Consider the following 18,242-nt stretch of genomic DNA (forward strand, 5'->3'; position numbering starts at 1 on the left):
GCGCCGTCAACAAAATCGTAGTTCAATGGTATACCTGGCCCTGAGTTGTAGGGCCACGTCGACGATCCCCTCGTCGAAGTACCGGAGTATCCCCCACGAACCCCCGGCGATCACGGATGAAAACGGTCTCCCCACGACCCTTCAACACCGGCCGGGGGTATCGTATTGCCTCCCGCCTCTCCGCTCAGACCCAGGGCATCCGCTTTCCGGCCCTGCGGAACCCACCCGCCCAGTCCGGGGACATCCGCGCTTCAATCCCGGGGAATCCGCTTCCGCCACGGCCACCACACGCTGCGCCCGATGTCGTGGACGAGCGCCGGCACGACGAGCGACCGCACAAGGATCGCGTCGAGGATGACGCCGAAGGTGACGATGAAGGCGAGCTGGAAGAGGAACATCACAGGGATGACGGCGAGCGCGGCGAAGGTCGCGGCCAGCACGATTCCCGCCGAGGTGATCACCCCGCCCGTGGAGACGAGTCCCTTGAGCACGCCCGGCCGGGTCCCCAAGCGCAGCGATTCCTCCCGCACCCTGGACATGAGGAAGATGTTGTAATCGATGCCGAGCGCGACGAGGAAGACGAACGCGTAGAGCGGTACCGAGGGGTCGGCACCGGAGAACCCGATGACGTCGTTGAACACGAGAGCGGAGACTCCCAGCGCGGTGCCGAAGGACAGGACGGTCAGCGCCACGAGCAGCAGCGGTGCCAGCAGGGACCGCAGCAGCAGGATGAGCACGATCGTGACCACGACGAGGATGAGCGGGATCGCCAAGGCCCGGTCCGCCTCGGCGGTGGTGTTCGTGTCGAGGTCGACCGCGGATTCCCCGCCGACGAGGGCCTCCCGGTCGATGTCGTGCACAGCCTCGCGGATCTCGGTCACCGCGGTTTCGGCTTCGTCCGAATCCGCGACCGACTTCAGCGTCGCTTCCAACAGGACGTTGCCGTCGACCTCGGTGGGGGCCGGCGTCTCCGGCTGACCGGATCCGCCCGACTGACCGGACGCGTCCGGCCCGGCCCCGCTCGGCATTCCGCGCGGTGGGTCGATCTCCCCGTCCGTGCCGATGGACAGCGTCCCGCTCGGGGAATCGTTGGCGACGACGGTCATCGACTCGACCTCGCCGAGGCGGCCGATCGCCTGTGCCGCATCGCTGAGTTCGTCTTCCGCCACGACGATCTGCGCCGGCGATCCGGAGCCGCCGGGGAAATGCTCAGCGAGGATGTCCTGGCCGTCGCGGGCCTCGGAATCGCCGAGCACGAAGTCGGACTGTGGGACTCCCTCGGCCTTGAACTGCGGGAGGGCGAGCAGCGGGATGGCGAGGAGGATGACGAGCTTGACCCAGATGCGGCGCGGATGCCGCGCGACCGCCTCGGCGATTCGGGCCCAAATCCCGCGCTTGGGCTTGGCCGTCTCGGCCTGGGGGCGCGGAAGGAAGGGCCAGAACACGGCGCGGCCGATGATCATCAGCGCGGCGGGCAGGAAGGTCAGTGCCGCGAACATCGCCACGACGATGCCGATCGCCGCGACCGGCCCGAGCGCCCTGGTCGAGGCGAGGTCGGTGAGCAGGAGGACGAGGAGCCCGGCGATGACGGTTCCGCCGGAGGCCGCGATCGGTTCGAGCACTCCCTTGAGGGCGCTCAATCCGGCTCTGACTCGGTCGGGTTCGTGGAGAAGCGCGTCGCGGAACCGGGCGACGACGAGGAGGGAGTAGTCCGTGGTGGCGCCGACGACGAGGATGAAGAGGATTCCTTGGACCTGCCCGTTGATCAGGAGGATTCCGGCGTCGGCGAGATGCCAGACGATGAAGATCGAGGCGGCGAGCGCGGCAACCGAGGTGAACAGGACGATGACGGGCAGCAGCGGGGACCGGTAGACGATGATGAGGATGACGAAGACGGCGATGAGCGCGACGAGCAGGAGGATGCCGTCGATGCCGGCGAAGGCTTCGGAGAGGTCAGCGGAGAATCCTGCCGGACCGGTGACGTGGACGTCCGCCGAGGTGGTCGGGGCTTCCGCGGCCTGATCCGGTGTCATGTCGGCGGCAGTCGCGGTCGGGAAGACCTTCCCGACCGCGTCTCTGATGGATTCGACGTCGTCGGAGGTGGTCGTCGAGGAGACCGGGAGGATGAGCTGGAGGGCCTCGCCGTCATCGGACGGGATGGCCGGTGAGGGGTCGGCGGCCAGCAGGTCGTCGTCTTCGAGCGTCTTCGTCAATTCATCGAGCCGGGACCGGTCGTCGTCGGTGACTCCGTCGCTGTTCTCGAGCACGACGATGGCGGGAACGTAATCGAGGTCGCTGAATTTCTCGATCTGGTCCTGGGCGCGAGTGGACTCCGCGGATTCGGGGAGGAACGATGAGCGGTCGTTCGTGGCGACCTCGGAGATCTTGCCGAAGTACGGACCTCCGACACCGGAGATGCCGACCCAGGCGACGAGGAGGACGGCGAAGAGTGCGAGCAGTGCCCCACGGCCGCGGACGGGACCCTTGGGGTGCTGTTTGGGCGCGGCAGCTGTGTCGGCGCCGTTTACGTCGTCACCGGCGGGACCCCCTCGGCGAGGGTCGGGGTTCGGCGGCGTCGAGGTCAGGAGGTGACGGGGCATGGTCTCAGGCTACGCGTGTTCGGCGGAATCGAGACATTGCAGTGCGAGGACGATTTCTGCGGCCGTCCGTGGATCGGTGAGGCGTGCGCCCAATACCTTCTCGATCTGCCCGATTCGGTAACGAACAGTGTTCTCGTGCACATGCAGCCGACCTGCAGCCTCAGAAATGTTGCCGCCGCTTTCCACGTAGGTGCGCAGTGTGGTGGAAGATTCGGGCTTGGCGATTATCGGGTTGAGGAAAGCAGCGACGAGGCGGCGGTCGAATCGTGAACTCATGCGGGCCGCCGCCCATTCGATCGGGCGCATGCGATCGACGAAAGCGAACCTCGACTCCCCCGCCGAGGCAAGCGCCACGTCCGCCGTCTGCAGCATCTCCGGTACCTGACTGAGTGCCGTGAAGAGTCCGGAGACCCCGACTCCGATGAGGCCGAAATCGTCGAGGCTACCCTCGATATCGAAGTCTGCTGTACACAGCGCGGTCCGTTCGACCATCGAACTGACGTGCCCGGAATCCTTTATGACCAGACCGCGCCCCGGGTTCGGGGTCGGTTTCCCATGCCCCGAGTCGGAGGCGTCGATGCGGAGGCGCAGGGCGCGAATCGGCTCGTAGGCTGCAAAGCCGAAGGTCTCGAGGACCCGCCAGAGCGCCGGTTCGCGACCGGGAGAGACACCGGCCTCCAAGTCGCGCAGAACCCGCGACGATTCCTCCCGTCGATTGCTCATCGAAAAGGACTCGAATCCCTCGAAGGCGCGCAGAAGTTTGGACAGAACATCGAGGATCACCTCGGCGGAAGGGTGGGTGGTGCCCGTGCCGCTGCCAGCTCTGCCCTCCCCAGTTCCACTTCTGCGCTCGCTGCCGGCAGTACCGGCCTCTTCGTCATCGGCGTGGACGGCGACGACGATGACATGGGCGCGACTGCGTAGTCGCACTGTCCGAGCGTGCACCTTCCAGCGGCCGATCGCACCGGACGTCGACTCGGCCCAGCCCGCTGGTGTCGCCGGACCGAGGACCTCCTCCTGAGTCCACCGGGCGATGAGGTGGACCGGGGCGGAACCGACGGACCTGACGACTTCGCCGAGTTCGTTGATGACGAGACCTGCGCCCCGACTCATCCGCGCTACCCGGGAGAGCGCCGATTCAAGCGGATCTGCAGAATTCATCGCGCTCAAAAGTTCATCGAAGATCCGCTCTCGCGCTAGGGCGTCTCGGCTCGAATCCATCGGATTTCACCTCTGCTCCCACTCGCCTGCTGCATCATTCCGCGCCGTCGGCACGCCTTTGTGATTCTTACAAATCTAGCCGTCTTTTCCTTCGTCTGCTCCATTGACCGGCCCGATCATCGAAGGCCAGGCTATGAGGGAAACCACAATCAAAGGAGATGACCGTGGCAGATCTACGCGTCGCAGTTGACGTCGGCGGAACATTCACCGACATCTGTGTATTCGACGAATCCACCCAGACGATGCGGGTGACGAAAGTCCCGTCCACCCCGGACAACCCCATGGAAGCTGTCCTCAACGGAGTGAAGCGGGCGAACATCGACCTCAGCCAGGTCGAGCTCTTCTCACATGGCACGACTGTTGCCACCAACGCGCTCATCACTCGCAGATTTCCCAAATCAGCGATGGTGACGACCAAGGGTTTCCGCGATGTCATTGAGATCCGCGATGGCACGAAGGACGATCTGTGGGACGCCTATTCCGATGTATCCGGCCCCTATATTCGTCGCCGTGACCGCTTCGAGGTCACCGAACGCGTCGACTACGCGGGCAACATCGTCACCGAGCTCGACGAAGACGAGGCCAGGAAGCTCGGCCGCCTGCTTAAGAAGCGCGGTGCCGACACCGTGGCCGTCTGCTTCGTCAACTCCTATGCGAACGCCGCGAACGAGATCCGGATGCGCGAGATCCTCTCAGAGGAGCTTCCCGGAGCCAGCATCTCCACCTCGGCCGAGGTGCTGCCGGAGATCTTCGAACACAACCGGTTCAACACGACTGTCGCCAATGCCGTTCTTGGTCCGTTGGTATCCGGCTACGTCGAACAGCTCGACTCCAACCTCACCGAGGACGGCTATGCCGGAGAACTCCTTCTCCTCCATTCGGGCGGTGGATCGATGACCTCGGAGATGGTCAAGCGGTTCCCGGTGCGACTCGCGGCCTCAGGAATCGCCGCCGGCGCGATCGCCGCTCAGCACGTGGCCGAGCAGTGCGGTCATGCCAATGCCGTCGGACTCGACATGGGCGGCACTTCGACGGACATCTCACTCATCGCCGACGGCGAACTGCGGGAGACGAACGAATGGGAAGTCGAATACGGCCACCCCATCGTCTTCCCGAGCATCGAAGTACTCACCATCGGCGCCGGCGGCGGCTCTTTGGCTCACATCGACATCGCCGGCTCCCTGCGCAACGGGCCGCAGTCGGCCGGTGCCGCTCCCGGTCCGGTCTGCTATCGCCGCGGCGGCGACCAGCCGACGAACACCGATGCGAACCTCGCCCTCAATCGTCTGGGCACCGACCTCGCCGACGGTGAGATGACGCTGGACCGTGAGAGCGCACGGGCAGCGATCAAGGAGAAGATCGCCGATCCGCTCGGCCTCGATGTCGACTCCGCGGCCGAATCCATCGCCCAGGTGGCCAACGCGAACATGGCAGATGCGGTCCGCCTCGTGTCCATCCGTCGCGGGCTCGACCCCCGGGACTTCGCACTCATCGCCTTCGGCGGTGCCGGTGCACTGCACGGGGCGGACGTCGCTCGCGAACTCAACATCCCCACTGTAATCGTCCCGCCCAGCCCGGGAGTCACCTCGGCGCTGGGGTGCCTCCTCGTCGACATCCAGCACGACCTGTCGCAGATGTTCACCGGCGTCGCGGACTCCGCAGACGGAGAAACGGTCGAACAGCACTTCCGCGAACTCGAACTCGAAGGTCGTGATCGACTGCGGCATGAGAAAGTCGCCGAGGAAGACTCGGTCTTCGAACGTGGTATCTCGATGCGTTACCACGGCCAATGGCGGTCGCTGCAGGTGAAGATGGGCTCCGGCCCGAACGCGCTGCGCGAGGCCGTCCAACTATTCCACGAGGAACACGAGAAACAGTACGCGTTCCGGCAGGACGACACCCCGGTCGAGATCTACCAACTCCACCTCAAGGCACTTGGGAAGACACCGAAGCCGACCTTCAAACCGACCCCTGTCAGCAGCAAAGATCCCGGTGAGCCGCTCGAGGTCCGCGACGTCTACTTCGACGGACAGTGGCATTCGACGCCGGTCTACCAGCGGGAGAACTTGCCCTCGGGTGCTGCGTTCATCGGACCGGCGATCCTCAACCAGATCGACTCGACCACCGTCATCCCGCCGAACTCGTCCGCAGTGATCGATGAGTGGTTCAACATCCGCATCGCACTGACGGCAGAGACAACAGAGCCTGCGCTGTCAGCTGCGAACAATTCAACACAGAACGGCCTGTGAGGAGAGACCCATGACCACAGCAACGGAACAGTCGACGTCCACGCTCGACCCGGTGACTTTCGAAGTACTCAAGAACGCTTTCGCAACCAGCGTCGACCTCATGAGCGAACAGATCCTGCGGACCTGCTATTCGTTCGTCATCTATTCACGCGACTTCTCGTCGGCACTTTGTGACCGCGACGGCAACACTGTCATGCAAGGAAGTGCAGACATCGCCGTCCACGTCGGCACCCTGCATTTCCAGTGCAAGGCCGTTATGGAGGAGTTCGGCGACGACATCAACCCAGGTGACGTCTTCCTCATCAACGACCCCTATCGAGGCGGTACCCACTTCAACGACGTCAGCTTCATTCGTCCGATCTTCGCTGATGACGAGATCATCGGCTTCGCGCAGAACAAAGGCCACTGGGCCGATATCGGTGGGTCCGTCCCGGGCTCGTTCGATGTCTCCGCCAGTGAGCACTTCGGTGAGGGTCTGCGCATCACCCCGCTTCGGGTCTGGCACAAGGGCCGGTTCCTCCACGATGTAGCTCAGCTGCTCGTGTCGAATACGCGTGCTCCCGATCAGGCCCTCGGCGATCTCAACGCCCAAGCCGAGGCCACAGCTGTATGCGAACGCGAAGTGCTCCGCCTCGTCGACAAATATTCGAAGGACACGGTCCTCGATGCGATGCAGGAGACGCAGGACTATGTCTGCCGCACCGTGCTCGCCAGCCTCGGCGATCTGCCGAAGGGCGAGTGGGAGACGGTCGACTTCCTCGACGGCGATCCGGCTAAGGGCGAGGGGCTGGCTCCGATCCGGGTGAAGCTCACGCTCGATGGGACAGGTATCCACTACGACCTCACGGGATCTGCCGAGGCGGTCTCAACGTTCCTCAATTCCGGCTACGGGACGACCTTCTCTGCGATCTACGCGGGCACGAAGACGTTCTTCCCCGAGGTTCCGCTCAACTCCGGGTTCTACCAGGCGGTGACCGCAGAGATCGGCGAAGAGGGAACCGTCGTCAACGCCGGCTGGCCGCATGCAGTGACCGGGTTCTGTTCGGGCCCGTACGAGAAGGTCATGAACGCGATCTTCGAACTGTGGTCCCACATCATGCCCGAACGCGCGATGGCGTGTGCATTCAACCTCGAGTATCTGCTCGTCGGCGGTCATGATGCCAGGACCGAATCGAGCCCGTACTTCATGTGGTACGACTGGATGGCTGGCGGTTGGGGCGGCCGGTCGACGAAGGACGGTTCATCCGCGACCTCACCGGTATTCGGCACCGGACTCGCCGTGCAGCCGGTCGAGGGACAGGAGCGCTTGACTCCGGTAATCACGACTCAGCACTCGATCAACATCGACTCCGGCGGGCCGGGCAGATTCCGCGGAGGATGTGGAGTGAATAAAGGCGGCATCCTCACAGATGCGACCGGTGCGGTGATGAGCTACTGCTGCGACCGCGGGCGGTCGACGACGTGGGGCATCAATGGCGGACTGCCGTCGATCCCACACGGAGTCTGGCTCAATCCTTCGTCAGAGAACCCGCGCTACTTGGGTGCCACGTTCTCGAATGTAACCATCAGCCCCGGTGACACGTTCGAACGACCAAGCGCCGGAGGTGGTGGCTTCGGTGACCCGCTGGATCGGCCGACTGTCGAGGTGCTCGAGGACGTCATCGACGGCTATGTCTCCATCGACCGGGCGGCGAAAGACTACGGCGTCGTCATCCGTGAGATCGATGCCGAGCTCGATGAGTACGAGATCGATGAGACCGCGACAGCGACGGAGCGGGAACGGATCCGCTCCGAACGTGCGTCCTGGCTGGAGGCCGACCCCGCCGAGGTGGCCCGCCGTTACCGCGATGGTGAGATCACCGTCCACGACGTCATCCGCCAATACGGCGTCGTGCTCGATTGGGGCACCGGAGAGTTGTTGGAGAAGTCAACGGGACAGTTCCGCGACAGTATGCGGACTCGGTCTGCTTCGCACTGGAGCTGATGACTCGAATCAATCGGGGCGCTCGTCCATTCGAGGCGAACGCCCCGATTGTTTGACCTGAATCACCTCGCGTTCGAGAGTGATAGCAGGAGAATCCACAGAGAAAAGAGGGTCGAGCATCATGAACACAGTGGCAATAGTCCAGGCAGGGTCCGTTCCATTCGATGCCGAAGCGTCGACCGACAAGGCGATCGCCCGGCTGCGGGAGGCCGCCGGCCAGGGGGCCGGGCTCGTCGTGTTCCCCGAAGCGTTCATCGGCGGCTACCCGAAGGGCAGCACGTTCGGTGCTCCCGTGGGAATGCGCACCGGGCAGGGCCGGGCGCAATTCGAACGGTACTTCGACGGAGCAGTCACCGTCGATGGACCGGAAATCACCAAGCTCGCCGAGGCGGCCCGCGAGGTCGGTGCCTTCGTCGTCATCGGCATCATCGAACGGTCCGGCAACACCCTCTATTGCACAGCAGTGATGATCGACCCGAAACTCGGGATCGTCGGCGCACACCGGAAGCTCATGCCCACCGGCACCGAGCGTGTCATCTGGGGATTCGGAGACGGGTCGACTCTCGACACGATGGACACACCTTTCGGCCGAGTGGGCAGCGTCATCTGCTGGGAGAACTACATGCCACTGCTGCGCCAGGCGATGTACGCCAAGGGCGTCTCCGTCTACTGCGCGCCGACGGTCGACGACCGTCCGACCTGGACGGCGACGATGACGCATATCGCCTTGGAGGGCCGCACTCACGTGCTCTCGGCATGCCAGTTCATCACGAAGAGCGAGTTCCCCGACGACCACCCCTTCGACGAGGAACTCCCCTACGGCGAGACCGCGATCCGCGGCGGCAGCGTCATCGTCGCACCCACCGGCGAGGTGCTGGCGGGACCGGTCTATGACGAGGAGACGATCCTCTACGCCGACATCGACCTCGGCGCCAAGACCCGTTCGCACCTCGATTTCGACCCGGTGGGCCACTACTCCCGGCCGGACGTTTTTGAGCTGCGAGTCGACACTCGCGCGAAGAGCTCCGTGACGTTTGAGTGAAGCGGCGGGCGGCCGATCGCGAAGGCCGCTCGACTTCGTCCTTGCCGGCCAATGCATCCGGTCGCATCACTTCTAGGACAGGTCATCGGTTCGCGTCCTGATGACCTGTCCTAGAAGTGATGGCGGATTGCACTTAATGTGATGACGGCATGTACCTGTTGCGGTACCTCCGCTTATCGGCCGGTGCTGTGAGCGTTAGATCCTCATGGACTGCCGCTGGCGACGCCGCTCCCTCAGCCCGAGCAGAACGTCGATGACGACGAACCCGACGAGGCTGATACCAACAAGCGGCAGGAACACACCGATCACGATTGCGGCAGCACCGACCGCAGCCACACCCCACCACGGAGCCCCATTGAGCACACCGCGCGCGGGTGCGCGCCCGAACCGTCTCGCCGGACCGCGCTTCGGCCGACGCTGCCACCACATGACATATCCCCAGATCACCATCGACGCGATGGCGATAGCGAGTGCAACGAGCACGATCTGGTTGGCCAAGCCGAACAGTGTGCCCATGTGCAGGTCGACACCCCAGCGGGCGAGCTTGGCCGCCACACCGTAATCGGAGAAGTCGACCCGGTCGACGGCTTTCATCGTCTCGGGGTCGAAGGCGACCGTGTCGACCTGAGTGGGCCAGCTGCGCTGAATCTCCTGCACCACCCATGCGGATCCGTCTTCCTCGGGCGGCAGGATCTCGACGGACTCGGAGTCGATGCCGACCCCACGAGCCATGGCCAACATCATGTCGAAGTCCGCCGGGTCGATGGCGGAACGAGCAGCGGCAGAGTCGGCCGCCTCGGCGGAGGTTCCATGGTGCGCATGCGCACCGGCGCTCGCTGCACCGGCTGCGTCTTCCGCATCGTTCTGACCGCCGAGTTCCGTCGACACCGCCGGAGTCTCCCAACTCAGCGCGGCACGCAGCTTCGTCACGTTGTCCCCGCCCAGCTGCGACCAGGTGATCCCGGTGGCCGAGAGGAACAGCATCCCGATCGCCGCCCAAATACCCACCGAGGCATGCCAGGAGAACGTGCGTCTCAGCCCCTTGTGCTTCCGGTTCGGTCGCAGCATCGCGGCGGGCTTCTTCGTTTTGCGAGCGCGGAGGATCCAGAGGACGAGACCCGCGGCGGCGACGATTCCCAGCCATGAGGCGGCGAGTTCGCTGTAGATCCGTCCGACGTCGCCGAGGTGGAGGCTCCGGTGCATCTGATCGATCCACGTCCGCAGCGGCAGGGCACCCGAGGTTCCGTAGACGGTGAGGTCTCCGACCACCTCAGCGGTGGCGGGATCGACGAAGATCGCCCGGGATTCGCTCTCGCCGAGGCTGGGATCGGAATACATCACTCGCGTGGTATCGCCCGGCTCGGGGGCCGGCCGCACGGCGGACAGCGTCGAATCGCTGCCTGCGATGACAGTGTTCGCGGCGTCGATCTGGTCCGCCAGTGGCAGAGGGTCGTCGGTGGCGGGGACGCTGAGCTGGTCGGCATAGACCAGCTTCTCGAGCGTCGGGCTGATCGCGTAGGCCGCCCCGGTGAGCGCGGCGATGAGGATGAACGGACCGATGAGGATGCCCGCGTAGAAGTGGAGACGGCGCAGGAGCGGACCGAGCCACGGAATAGGACGGTCGGGGCGGTCGGGGCGGTTACGGTGGCGGGTCGGTTCCGGGCCCGAGCTTTCGGGCACGGTTGATGAAGGTGTGGTCATGATAATGCTTTCTCTCAGGTGCGCTGAGCCGGATCGGGTCGGCCCGATGCCCTCGACGAGCAGATGCGGTCGACGACCAGATGCGGTCGACAGGCAGTTGCGGTCGGCAGTGGTCGCGCACGACACGCAGTCGCGGTCGACGACCAGATGCGGTCAGCAGTGATCGCACCGGCTCACGAGAGCCGATGCGCGGATGTGATGAGTGTCAGAAAGCAGGCTGGGGTGGCCCTCGCCGCAGCACCGGGGATCGGCACACTCCGAGGCTGCGTGGCAGTTCGGGTTCGAAGCAGATCAGTGACCGCGGCTTCTCGATCTGCGCCCGCAGGACGACGATGCGCGGGACGACCGCCCTGATGATCAAGCGGGCGAAGTCGCCGAGCATGACCGGCAGTCGCTCGGCCCAATAGATCATCGCGATCGTCACGATCCCGGCAACGCAGTGGGCCAGCAGCATCCCCGGCGACGAGTGCGAATGCATTTCGGCTGCTGCACCCACAGAACCGTCCATGGCAGGCATGACTGCTGAATCATGAGCCATCTGCATCGCACCACCGGGTGACGCATGCATCGCCTCGTGGTGGGCTCCATGCACCGGCGAGTGGTGAGTGTGCGAGCCGAGGAGCGCGGCGAGACCGTGGTCGGAGCGCGCCATCGCGTTCGGCGATGCAGAACCGTGCGGAGTGAAGAGGGAGAACAGAAGGTGGAAGAGCGTCTGGCTGATTCCGACGGAAACTGTCAGCCGCGGCAGCGACAGGTGGCTCCCGGACAGGAGGACACAGACGAGGATCGACAGCGCCAGAGGCACGATGACGCCCATCGCAGTCGGAAACGATCCACCGCCGAGGATGTGCGACGTCAGCGCGACAAAGGTCGCGAACGCTGCGGCGAGAGTGCCGCGCAGAGCGCGCCGGTGCCTGACTCTCATCCTCACCGTGCCATTGTCACACAGGTGGAACCCACCCGAATGATCGTGCGGGATCGACCCTTGCGCCAGGCAGTGAACCATAGGTACAGTACCAACATGACTACAGCTCCGCAGACGTCATCGCCCGCCAACGCCCGAACCCTTTTGCTCCCATACACGCTCGGTCTCATCATCGCCATGACCATCGTGCAGATCGTCGTCGCTGCCACCGGCGGCGAGGTCACGATCCTCGCCGGTGGACTCACAGCACTCGTCGCCATCGGAATCGCGGTGTGGCTGTGGCGGAACCTGACCGCGCTCAAACGTGTCCGCTTCGGCGTGGTCATCGCCCATGCCATTGCCTTCGTCACCGTCACCACCTCCTTCAATCTGCACGCGATCCTCCGGGTGATGTTCCTCGGCTTCGAAGTCGACGGCGCCGGAGACGCGACCCACACCCTTCTCGAGAGCTCTTGGTTCGGGGCCACGCTCGTGATGAGCGCCCTGTGGGGTCTCGGACTGCTGGTCCACCTCCTCGGCTCAGTCCTCGGCCGCGGCTGGGAGGATTGAGGTGGCGGCACAGTCTCGCGACACCACGAACGAGGCAATCGACATCACGACTGCGGCGAATGGCAACCCGGCCGCAGTCACCCCGGAAGAGCGGGAGTGGCTCGACCACCGCGTCGAGTCCTGGGTCGAGACGTATAAGAAGTCGATGCTCACCCCGATCACGCTCTCCCTCGTCGCGACACATCAGCCGGCCGAGATCTCCACCATCGCCGAGGCGGTCACCGCAGCCACGGGATGGCAGATCACAGAACGCGGCCTCTATCGCACCATCAAACGCCTGCAGGACTCCGGATTTCTGGTAAGCACGGCGGTCGATGCTCCGCGGACTGGGGCGAAGAGAAAACTGCTCTCGCTCACTCCGCTGGGAGCGAGCTATCTGTCGGGAATCAAGGGCAGCCTCGTCGAGGTACCGGAAGAGAGATGACAGCGCCGGGAGTTCGGTCTCCGCATCGACAACAGCACCGAGGCACGAACCAACGGCGACTGCACCTCGAGCCTAGACTGCCAAACCTTCAAGGACGATCCCGGCGATAGATGACGTGCCACCCGTCGTCGATCGGGTTGTCGGGCTGGATGTGCCCCGCGGCGAACCGTTCATATCCAGCAGCCTCGAGAGCCCTCCACGACGCCGGATTCCCAGCGATCACCGGCACAATGATCGCCGAGGCGGCCGGGCAGTCAGCGAAGCAGAGCTCGGTGAACTCCCGGATCATCCGCGTGCCGATGCCCTTGCCTGTCGCGGTGACCTCTCCGATGAAGTAGTCGATCGTCAGCGCATCTGGCGGGGCCTCGGCTAGAGCGATGAGCTCCCGCTGCTCGTCCGCATAATCCCAGATCGCACTGCGTTGGATGAACCCGACCGGCACCCCGGCGTCCTCGACGATGAAGTCGAATGACGGTTCGATGCCATCGATGCTGCCGCCGAAGTCTCGTTCGATCGCCTCCGGGGTAGTCTCGTGGTTCCAGAATCGAGCGACGCGGGGCGACCCGAGCCACCGCGCGAGCAGCGGAAAGTCAGCCCGCGTGGTCCGTCGAAATTCCACGTGTCCTCGCGATCGGCTTCACCCGCCGCTGCGCCGCCTCACATCTCCTCGTGAGTGAGCGGATCCCGGTCCTTCATGCGACCGCGCTCGAGTCCGGAGATCGCCGCCACCTCGGCGGAGGTGAGTTCGAACTCGAAGACGTCGGCATTGGACCGCTGACGTTCGAAGTTCGCCGATTTCGGGATCGGGATGCTGCCGATCTCGATATGCCAGCGCAGGACCACCTGAGCCGGAGTCACGCCATGGGCGGCGGCCGCCTCGGCGATGGGGGCTTCATCGAACAGTCCCTGGTCACGGTAGAGCGGGGACCAGCTCTCGGTCTGCACGCCGATGGAGCGGTGGAAGGCGACGAGCTCGGTCTGCGGGAAATACGGGTGGAGCTCGACCTGGTTGACGGCCGGGGTGACGCCGGTCTTCTCGACGAGCTCGGTGAGCATCTCCGCGGTGAAGTTCGAGACGCCGATGGACTTCACCAGCCCGCGTCTGCGCAGTTCGATGAGGCCCTCCCAAGTCTCGACGTACTTGCCGACGCTGGGGTTGGGCCAGTGGATCAGGTGGAGGTCGAGGTAGTCGAGGCCGAGGCGGGCCAGGGATTCCTCGGTGCTGGCGATGGCTTCGTCGAAGCCGTGGTGGCGGCCGGGGATCTTGCTCGTGACGAACAGATCCTCGCGAGCGACGGAACAGTCGGCGATGGCCCGGCCGACCTCGTGTTCGTTCTCGTAATTCACCGCGGTGTCGAGCAGGCGGTAGCCGACATTGTCGACGGCACCCACGATGGCGTCGACCCCCTCGTCGCCTTTCATCGCGTAGATGCCGAGCCCGAGCTGCGGGATCGCGCGTCCGTCGTTGAGGTCGAGGGTGGGGATCGGTGAGTTCTGTGCGGGAGTGTTCGCTGGAGTCGTCATGTATTCACCCTATGACCGCCGAGGTGGCGCTGGCCAGGGTGTTCACCATGAGTTTGAGCGGGGTGTCGTGGGTGAACTCTTCCTGTGAGGTCCTCCGAGGAGGCACTGACGCGGGGTTTTCACAATGCTGCTTGGGCTAGCGTGGTCGCATGGAGACGAACGCGCGAGCTGCGGAGCGGGGATTCCTTCGCCGTATTCGCAGGCTTTCGCGGTGGCAGGTGGCGTTTCTGCTGCCGAGCGCCGGATTGGTGGTCGCCGTACTGCTCCACGTCGCCCAGTGGGTGACCTCGTGGATTTCAACAGCAGTCGCCCGTGCACAGGGTGCCGGCGATGCCTGTTCCGATCTGGCCGATACCCTTGGCGTCGACCCCGATGCGATCGAAATCGAGGATCGCGCACCGTCCGGGTTCGTCTGCCAGGCCCCGACCTACGACGGCGGCCACGCGATCATTGAGCACTCCGGGGCCACCTCGGCGCTGTTCATGCTCGCTTTGGCATTCGCCGCTCTGAGCGTCGCGGTGCTTCTCGGTGTGCTGATCGCGTTCATGGTGACCCGGTTGCTCGGGCTGTACCGGTCGCCGTTCGCCGAGCCTCGTCGCGATCGGTGGCCGCTGCGGCTCATCGGGATCGGGGTCTTCATGCTGCCGGTGATGATGCTCGGCCAGTATTTTCAGTGGTACTCGAAATCGGACGGCTTTGGGATCTGCCCCTTTACCGTCGGCGGCAATGATGTGCTGGGGTTTTCGGTCACGGCCGACTATCTGCCGCCGAGCCTGACCTGCTCGGGCGACACCGTCACCGGTCAGGAGTTCTCGGTGACGCAGTACGGGTTTCCCTTCTACGGGTTCCTTGCAGGAGTGGTCGTCGCCGCTGTGGGACTGGGCCTACTCGTCGTTGCGAGGATGCGGCGCACAAGAGTCGAAGCTGACCAGCAGCGTCTGCGGACCGCTCGAGACTGATCGCCGAGCGGGAACATTGAGCGCTCATTCCTGAGCGTCAAGGGCCTTGATCAACCTCGTCGAGGCGGTGTTCCGATAGGAATCAATGGTCAGTTCGCGCAGCTCCTCGTCGTCGAGATCGTCGAGTCCGAGTCCGACCCAGCCGGAGGGGCCGAGGTACATGGGAACGAAGGACTCCGGTCGCTCGAGCACCACCTCGGCGTCCATGGGGTCGAGCAGGACGAGCAGCGCCTGCGGGTGCTGCACCATCTCCCCCGATGCCAGCTTCTCAGTGCCGCCGTAGTGAGCGAAGATCTTCTTCGTGAAGAAGGCCGGTCTGCCGTGCGAAATCTTCTCGGCCGATTCGGGCAGGCTGAGTGCGATCGCGCGGACCCGCTCGAGCAGCGGATCGTCGTCATCGAACATCTGCGGATGCGCCATGAGTCAACGGTACGCCGTCGGCAGGTGGGATAGGACTCTTCAGACGATGAGTCCGATGGGTTCCTTTCCGTCGAGTACATCGATGACTGCTTGAGCTGCTGCGAGACCGGCGCGTTCTCTGGCTTCGACTGTCTGCCCGGCCAGGCGAGAGGTGATCCAGACGTTGTCGAAGCTGCGCAGCGGGTCGTCTGCGGTCATCGGTTCGGCTTGGAGGACGTCGAGAGCGGCGCCGGCGATTTGTTCGTGGTCGAGGGCGTCGACGAGGGCCGCCTCGTCGATGAGTGATCCGCGAGCGGTGTTGATGAGGAACGCGGTGTCCTTCATCGCAACGAGCCTGTCGGCGCCGATGATCGGGCTGCCGGTCGCTCGGGCGTGGAGAGTGAGATAGTCGGCGGCCGCGACGACGGTGTCGACGTTGGCGAATTCGATGCTCGGGTCCGCCTTGGTATCGGGGTGGGCAGTGCCGACGATGACTTTCATGCCCAGAGCTGCACCGATTGCGGCGATTGCCTTGCCGCTGGGCCCGTATCCGAGGACGCCGAGCGTCTTGCCCCGCAGTTCCGTGCCTGCCGTGCGGGGCCACTGCCCGGCTTTGGTGCCGGCGATAACGTTGCTCAGGTGTTTGGCGCAGTTGAGCATGAGGGCGAGTGTGAGCTCGGTGACGGCGTGATGGTTGACGCCGGGCGTGTTGGCGACGTGGATGCCGAGTTCCTGGGCCGCGGTGGTGTCGACGGAGTCGTATCCGACTCCGCTGCGGGCGAGGATTCGGAGGTCGGCCGCCTCGGCGAGCATGTCTTTGGTGATCGGTTCGCTGGCGACGATCGCACCGACGGCATCGACGAGGAGGTTGCGCTGTTCATCCTCGGTGCGGGAACCGACTGCCGGGGAGTAGACGGGTTCGAGCCCGTGCTCCCGCAGCAGCCGGTCGACGCTGTCGCCGGGTTCGAGGTAATCGGTGGTGATGACGATGCGGCGGCTCATGATGGCGAGCCTATCGCGGCGCTCACGTGAGTGCGCCGAGCACCTCGTTGAGCGCCTCGGTGGCGGAGGGGTGCGTGTAGATCGTGTCACGCAGCTCGGTCGCGGTGACGTCATGGCGCATGGCGAGCGCCACGGTGTTGATGACCTCCTGCGAGTGCACGTGGACGAGGGCCGCGCCGAGGATGTGGTCCGTTGTCGCGTCGACGACGAACTTGACGATTCCGCGTGGGTCGCCTTCGATCTTCGCCCGTGGTGCCGCGGCGATATCGGCCTGCAGCTTCGCTCCGACCTTGATCTCGTAGCCTTCGTCGCGAGCGGCCTTCTCGGTCAGGCCGACGCGGGCGACGGGCGGGGTGAGGAACATCGTGTACGGCACGGATCCGCGGTCCTTCGTCGACCGTTTGCCCTCGCCGAGGAGTTGGTCTGCGAGGATCCGGTTGTCATCGAGGGAGATGTAGGTGAACATCGGTCCGCCGTTGACGTCGCCGAACGCGTACACGCCCTCGGCGGAGCTTCGCAGGTGCTCATCGGTGACGATGAACCCGCGGTCGTCGGTGTCGATGCCGGCCTTCTCGAGGCCGAGGTCCGCGGTCGCGGGTTTGCGTCCGACGGCCAGGAGGACCGCCTCGGCGTCGATGGTCTTCGTTTCTCCGTCGACCTCATAGGTCACGGTCGCGGCGTCGGCGCCGTCGTCGACTGCAGTGACGGAGGCGTCGTTGACGATGGTGACTCCGTCGTCGGCGAGGGCTTGGGCGACCACCTCGGCGACGTCGTCGTCTTCGTTCGCTAGCGGGCGGGGTCCGCGGTCGAGGACGGTGACCTGCGAGCCGAAGTGGGCGAACATCGATCCGAACTCGAGTCCGATGTAGCCGCCGCCGACGATGACGAGGCGTTTCGGGAACGGGTCGACGTGCTGCAGCGATTCGGAGTCGTGGATGCGGCCGCCGAGCTGGGCACCGTCGATGGGTGGGATGTTCGCGACGGATCCGGTGTTGACGATGACGGTGTCGGCGGTGATCGTCATGGTGTCGGCGCCGCCGGTGACGCGGACTTCGCGTTCGCCGGTGAACTCGGCGCGGCCGTTGACCAGCAGCACCGAGTCGAGGTCGGCGAGCATCGAGTGGTTCTTCTTCCCCATCGCCCCGGTCAGTGTGTCGCGGCGTTTGACGGCCTTGGCGAAGTATTCGTCGGTGTCGTCATCGGCGCGTTTGTTCTCGGCGTCGTGGACGAGGATCTTCGTGGGGATGCAGGCGATGTTGATGCAGGAGCCGCCGTTCATCGTCTCCGACTGTTCGACGACGGCGACCTTCTTGCCGGCGCGGGCCATGGTCCCGGCCAGAGTCTTGCCGCCCTTGCCCCAGCCGATGACGAGGAAGTCGACATGCTCGGTGTGGTCGGCTCCGGTGGGGGTGGAGGATGGGGTGGTTTCGGTCGAGGTGCCCTACTGCGTCACTGTCTCTGTGGTCATGCTCTGTCCTCTCGAGTCGGTGTCTGTCACTGTACCCGCCCCTTATTGCTACCCGACGGCGGCCCAGATACCTCGCGCCAGGTTGCTGGGCCGATCCTTCTATGTCTGTCAAGCCGGCGCGGGACTAGTTTCTAACCCGTTGAGAATCCTGAAGACCCGACGCGCTAGATACCATTTGAGCTTGCGTTTGAGCTC

The 18,242-nt window shown here is 64.7% G+C and carries 15 protein-coding genes; 6 read left to right on the forward strand and 9 right to left on the reverse strand.

Features of this window, described 5'->3' with window-relative positions; translation table 11 throughout:
- Positions 1-251: 251 nt before the first annotated feature.
- Positions 252-2,600, reverse strand: a complete 2,349-nt coding sequence (locus HK108_RS10060) for an MMPL family transporter (protein ID WP_181271414.1) — start codon at positions 2,598-2,600, stop codon at positions 252-254.
- A gap of 9 nt (positions 2,601-2,609) precedes the next feature.
- Positions 2,610-3,761: a PucR family transcriptional regulator gene (locus tag HK108_RS10065; RefSeq protein ID WP_181271415.1), complete on the reverse strand. Its 1,152-nt coding sequence runs from the start codon at positions 3,759-3,761 to the stop codon at positions 2,610-2,612.
- Between the two features lie 224 nt (positions 3,762-3,985).
- Between HK108_RS10065 and HK108_RS10070 the strand changes: the two genes are divergently transcribed.
- The 3 genes from HK108_RS10070 to HK108_RS10080 all read left to right on the forward strand — a co-directional run bounded on the left by HK108_RS10070 (position 3,986) and on the right by HK108_RS10080 (position 9,096).
- Positions 3,986-6,070 (forward strand): hydantoinase/oxoprolinase family protein, encoded by a 2,085-nt coding sequence (locus tag HK108_RS10070; protein ID WP_229664058.1) that lies wholly within the window; start codon positions 3,986-3,988, stop codon positions 6,068-6,070.
- 10 nt (positions 6,071-6,080) lie between these two features.
- Positions 6,081-8,054, forward strand: a complete 1,974-nt coding sequence (locus tag HK108_RS10075) for a hydantoinase B/oxoprolinase family protein (RefSeq protein ID WP_181271417.1) — start codon at positions 6,081-6,083, stop codon at positions 8,052-8,054.
- Between the two features lie 121 nt (positions 8,055-8,175).
- A complete protein-coding gene (locus tag HK108_RS10080) occupies positions 8,176-9,096 on the forward strand; it encodes a carbon-nitrogen hydrolase family protein (RefSeq protein WP_181271418.1) in 921 nt (306 codons plus the stop codon).
- Positions 9,097-9,291: 195 nt separating this feature from the next.
- Here HK108_RS10080 and HK108_RS10085 read toward each other — a convergent pair whose 3' ends face one another.
- Positions 9,292-10,797, reverse strand: a complete 1,506-nt coding sequence (locus HK108_RS10085; protein ID WP_181271419.1) for a PepSY-associated TM helix domain-containing protein — start codon at positions 10,795-10,797, stop codon at positions 9,292-9,294.
- Between the two features lie 205 nt (positions 10,798-11,002).
- Positions 11,003-11,722: a hypothetical protein gene (locus tag HK108_RS10090; protein ID WP_181271420.1), complete on the reverse strand. Its 720-nt coding sequence runs from the start codon at positions 11,720-11,722 to the stop codon at positions 11,003-11,005.
- 96 nt (positions 11,723-11,818) lie between these two features.
- Here HK108_RS10090 and HK108_RS10095 point away from each other — a divergent pair, with 96 nt between their 5' ends.
- Both HK108_RS10095 and HK108_RS10100 read left to right on the forward strand, forming a co-directional pair.
- Positions 11,819-12,271 carry a hypothetical protein gene (locus HK108_RS10095; RefSeq protein ID WP_181271421.1) on the forward strand — a complete coding sequence of 151 codons (453 nt, stop codon included), beginning with the start codon at positions 11,819-11,821 and terminating at the stop codon, positions 12,269-12,271.
- Position 12,272: 1 nt separating this feature from the next.
- Positions 12,273-12,695: a PadR family transcriptional regulator gene (locus HK108_RS10100; RefSeq protein ID WP_181271422.1), complete on the forward strand. Its 423-nt coding sequence runs from the start codon at positions 12,273-12,275 to the stop codon at positions 12,693-12,695.
- 88 nt (positions 12,696-12,783) lie between these two features.
- Here HK108_RS10100 and HK108_RS10105 read toward each other — a convergent pair whose 3' ends face one another.
- Together HK108_RS10105 and HK108_RS10110 are read right to left on the reverse strand one after the other, a co-directional pair.
- Positions 12,784-13,314 carry a GNAT family N-acetyltransferase gene (locus tag HK108_RS10105; protein WP_181271423.1) on the reverse strand — a complete coding sequence of 177 codons (531 nt, stop codon included), beginning with the start codon at positions 13,312-13,314 and terminating at the stop codon, positions 12,784-12,786.
- Positions 13,315-13,352: 38 nt separating this feature from the next.
- Positions 13,353-14,219 (reverse strand): aldo/keto reductase, encoded by an 867-nt coding sequence (locus HK108_RS10110; protein WP_181271424.1) that lies wholly within the window; start codon positions 14,217-14,219, stop codon positions 13,353-13,355.
- A 149-nt stretch (positions 14,220-14,368) separates the two neighbouring features.
- Between HK108_RS10110 and HK108_RS10115 the strand changes: the two genes are divergently transcribed.
- A complete protein-coding gene (locus HK108_RS10115) occupies positions 14,369-15,178 on the forward strand; it encodes a hypothetical protein (protein ID WP_181271425.1) in 810 nt (269 codons plus the stop codon).
- A 24-nt stretch (positions 15,179-15,202) separates the two neighbouring features.
- Here HK108_RS10115 and HK108_RS10120 read toward each other — a convergent pair whose 3' ends face one another.
- Genes HK108_RS10120 through HK108_RS10130 form a run of 3 tightly spaced genes read right to left on the reverse strand, consistent with a single transcriptional unit; the run spans position 15,203 to position 17,945 of the window.
- A complete protein-coding gene (locus HK108_RS10120) occupies positions 15,203-15,598 on the reverse strand; it encodes an MmcQ/YjbR family DNA-binding protein (RefSeq protein ID WP_181271426.1) in 396 nt (131 codons plus the stop codon).
- Positions 15,599-15,637: 39 nt separating this feature from the next.
- Positions 15,638-16,579, reverse strand: a complete 942-nt coding sequence (locus HK108_RS10125) for an NAD(P)-dependent oxidoreductase (RefSeq protein ID WP_181271427.1) — start codon at positions 16,577-16,579, stop codon at positions 15,638-15,640.
- A gap of 22 nt (positions 16,580-16,601) precedes the next feature.
- Positions 16,602-17,945, reverse strand: coding sequence for an FAD-dependent oxidoreductase (locus tag HK108_RS10130; protein WP_181271444.1), 1,344 nt, complete (start codon positions 17,943-17,945; stop codon positions 16,602-16,604).
- Positions 17,946-18,242 lie beyond the last annotated feature (297 nt).

The sequence above is a fragment of the Brevibacterium sediminis genome (assembly GCF_013623905.1).
Lineage (GTDB): Bacteria > Actinomycetota > Actinomycetes > Actinomycetales > Brevibacteriaceae > Brevibacterium > Brevibacterium sediminis.

Excerpts from the sequence above, each read along its gene's own strand:
- HK108_RS10060 (WP_181271414.1), bottom strand. The coding sequence starts at position 2,600 with ATGCCCCGTCACCTCCTGACCTCGACGCCGCCGAACCCCGACCCTCGC.
- HK108_RS10075 (WP_181271417.1), top strand. The coding sequence starts at position 6,081 with ATGACCACAGCAACGGAACAGTCGACGTCCACGCTCGACCCGGTGACT.
- HK108_RS10095 (WP_181271421.1), top strand. The coding sequence starts at position 11,819 with ATGACTACAGCTCCGCAGACGTCATCGCCCGCCAACGCCCGAACCCTT.
- HK108_RS10125 (WP_181271427.1), bottom strand. The coding sequence starts at position 16,579 with ATGAGCCGCCGCATCGTCATCACCACCGATTACCTCGAACCCGGCGAC.
- HK108_RS10090 (WP_181271420.1), bottom strand. The coding sequence starts at position 11,722 with ATGAGAGTCAGGCACCGGCGCGCTCTGCGCGGCACTCTCGCCGCAGCG.
- HK108_RS10065 (WP_181271415.1), bottom strand. The coding sequence starts at position 3,761 with ATGAATTCTGCAGATCCGCTTGAATCGGCGCTCTCCCGGGTAGCGCGG.
- HK108_RS10115 (WP_181271425.1), top strand. The coding sequence starts at position 14,369 with ATGGAGACGAACGCGCGAGCTGCGGAGCGGGGATTCCTTCGCCGTATT.
- HK108_RS10085 (WP_181271419.1), bottom strand. The coding sequence starts at position 10,797 with ATGACCACACCTTCATCAACCGTGCCCGAAAGCTCGGGCCCGGAACCG.
- HK108_RS10080 (WP_181271418.1), top strand. The coding sequence starts at position 8,176 with ATGAACACAGTGGCAATAGTCCAGGCAGGGTCCGTTCCATTCGATGCC.
- HK108_RS10110 (WP_181271424.1), bottom strand. The coding sequence starts at position 14,219 with ATGACGACTCCAGCGAACACTCCCGCACAGAACTCACCGATCCCCACC.
- HK108_RS10120 (WP_181271426.1), bottom strand. The coding sequence starts at position 15,598 with ATGGCGCATCCGCAGATGTTCGATGACGACGATCCGCTGCTCGAGCGG.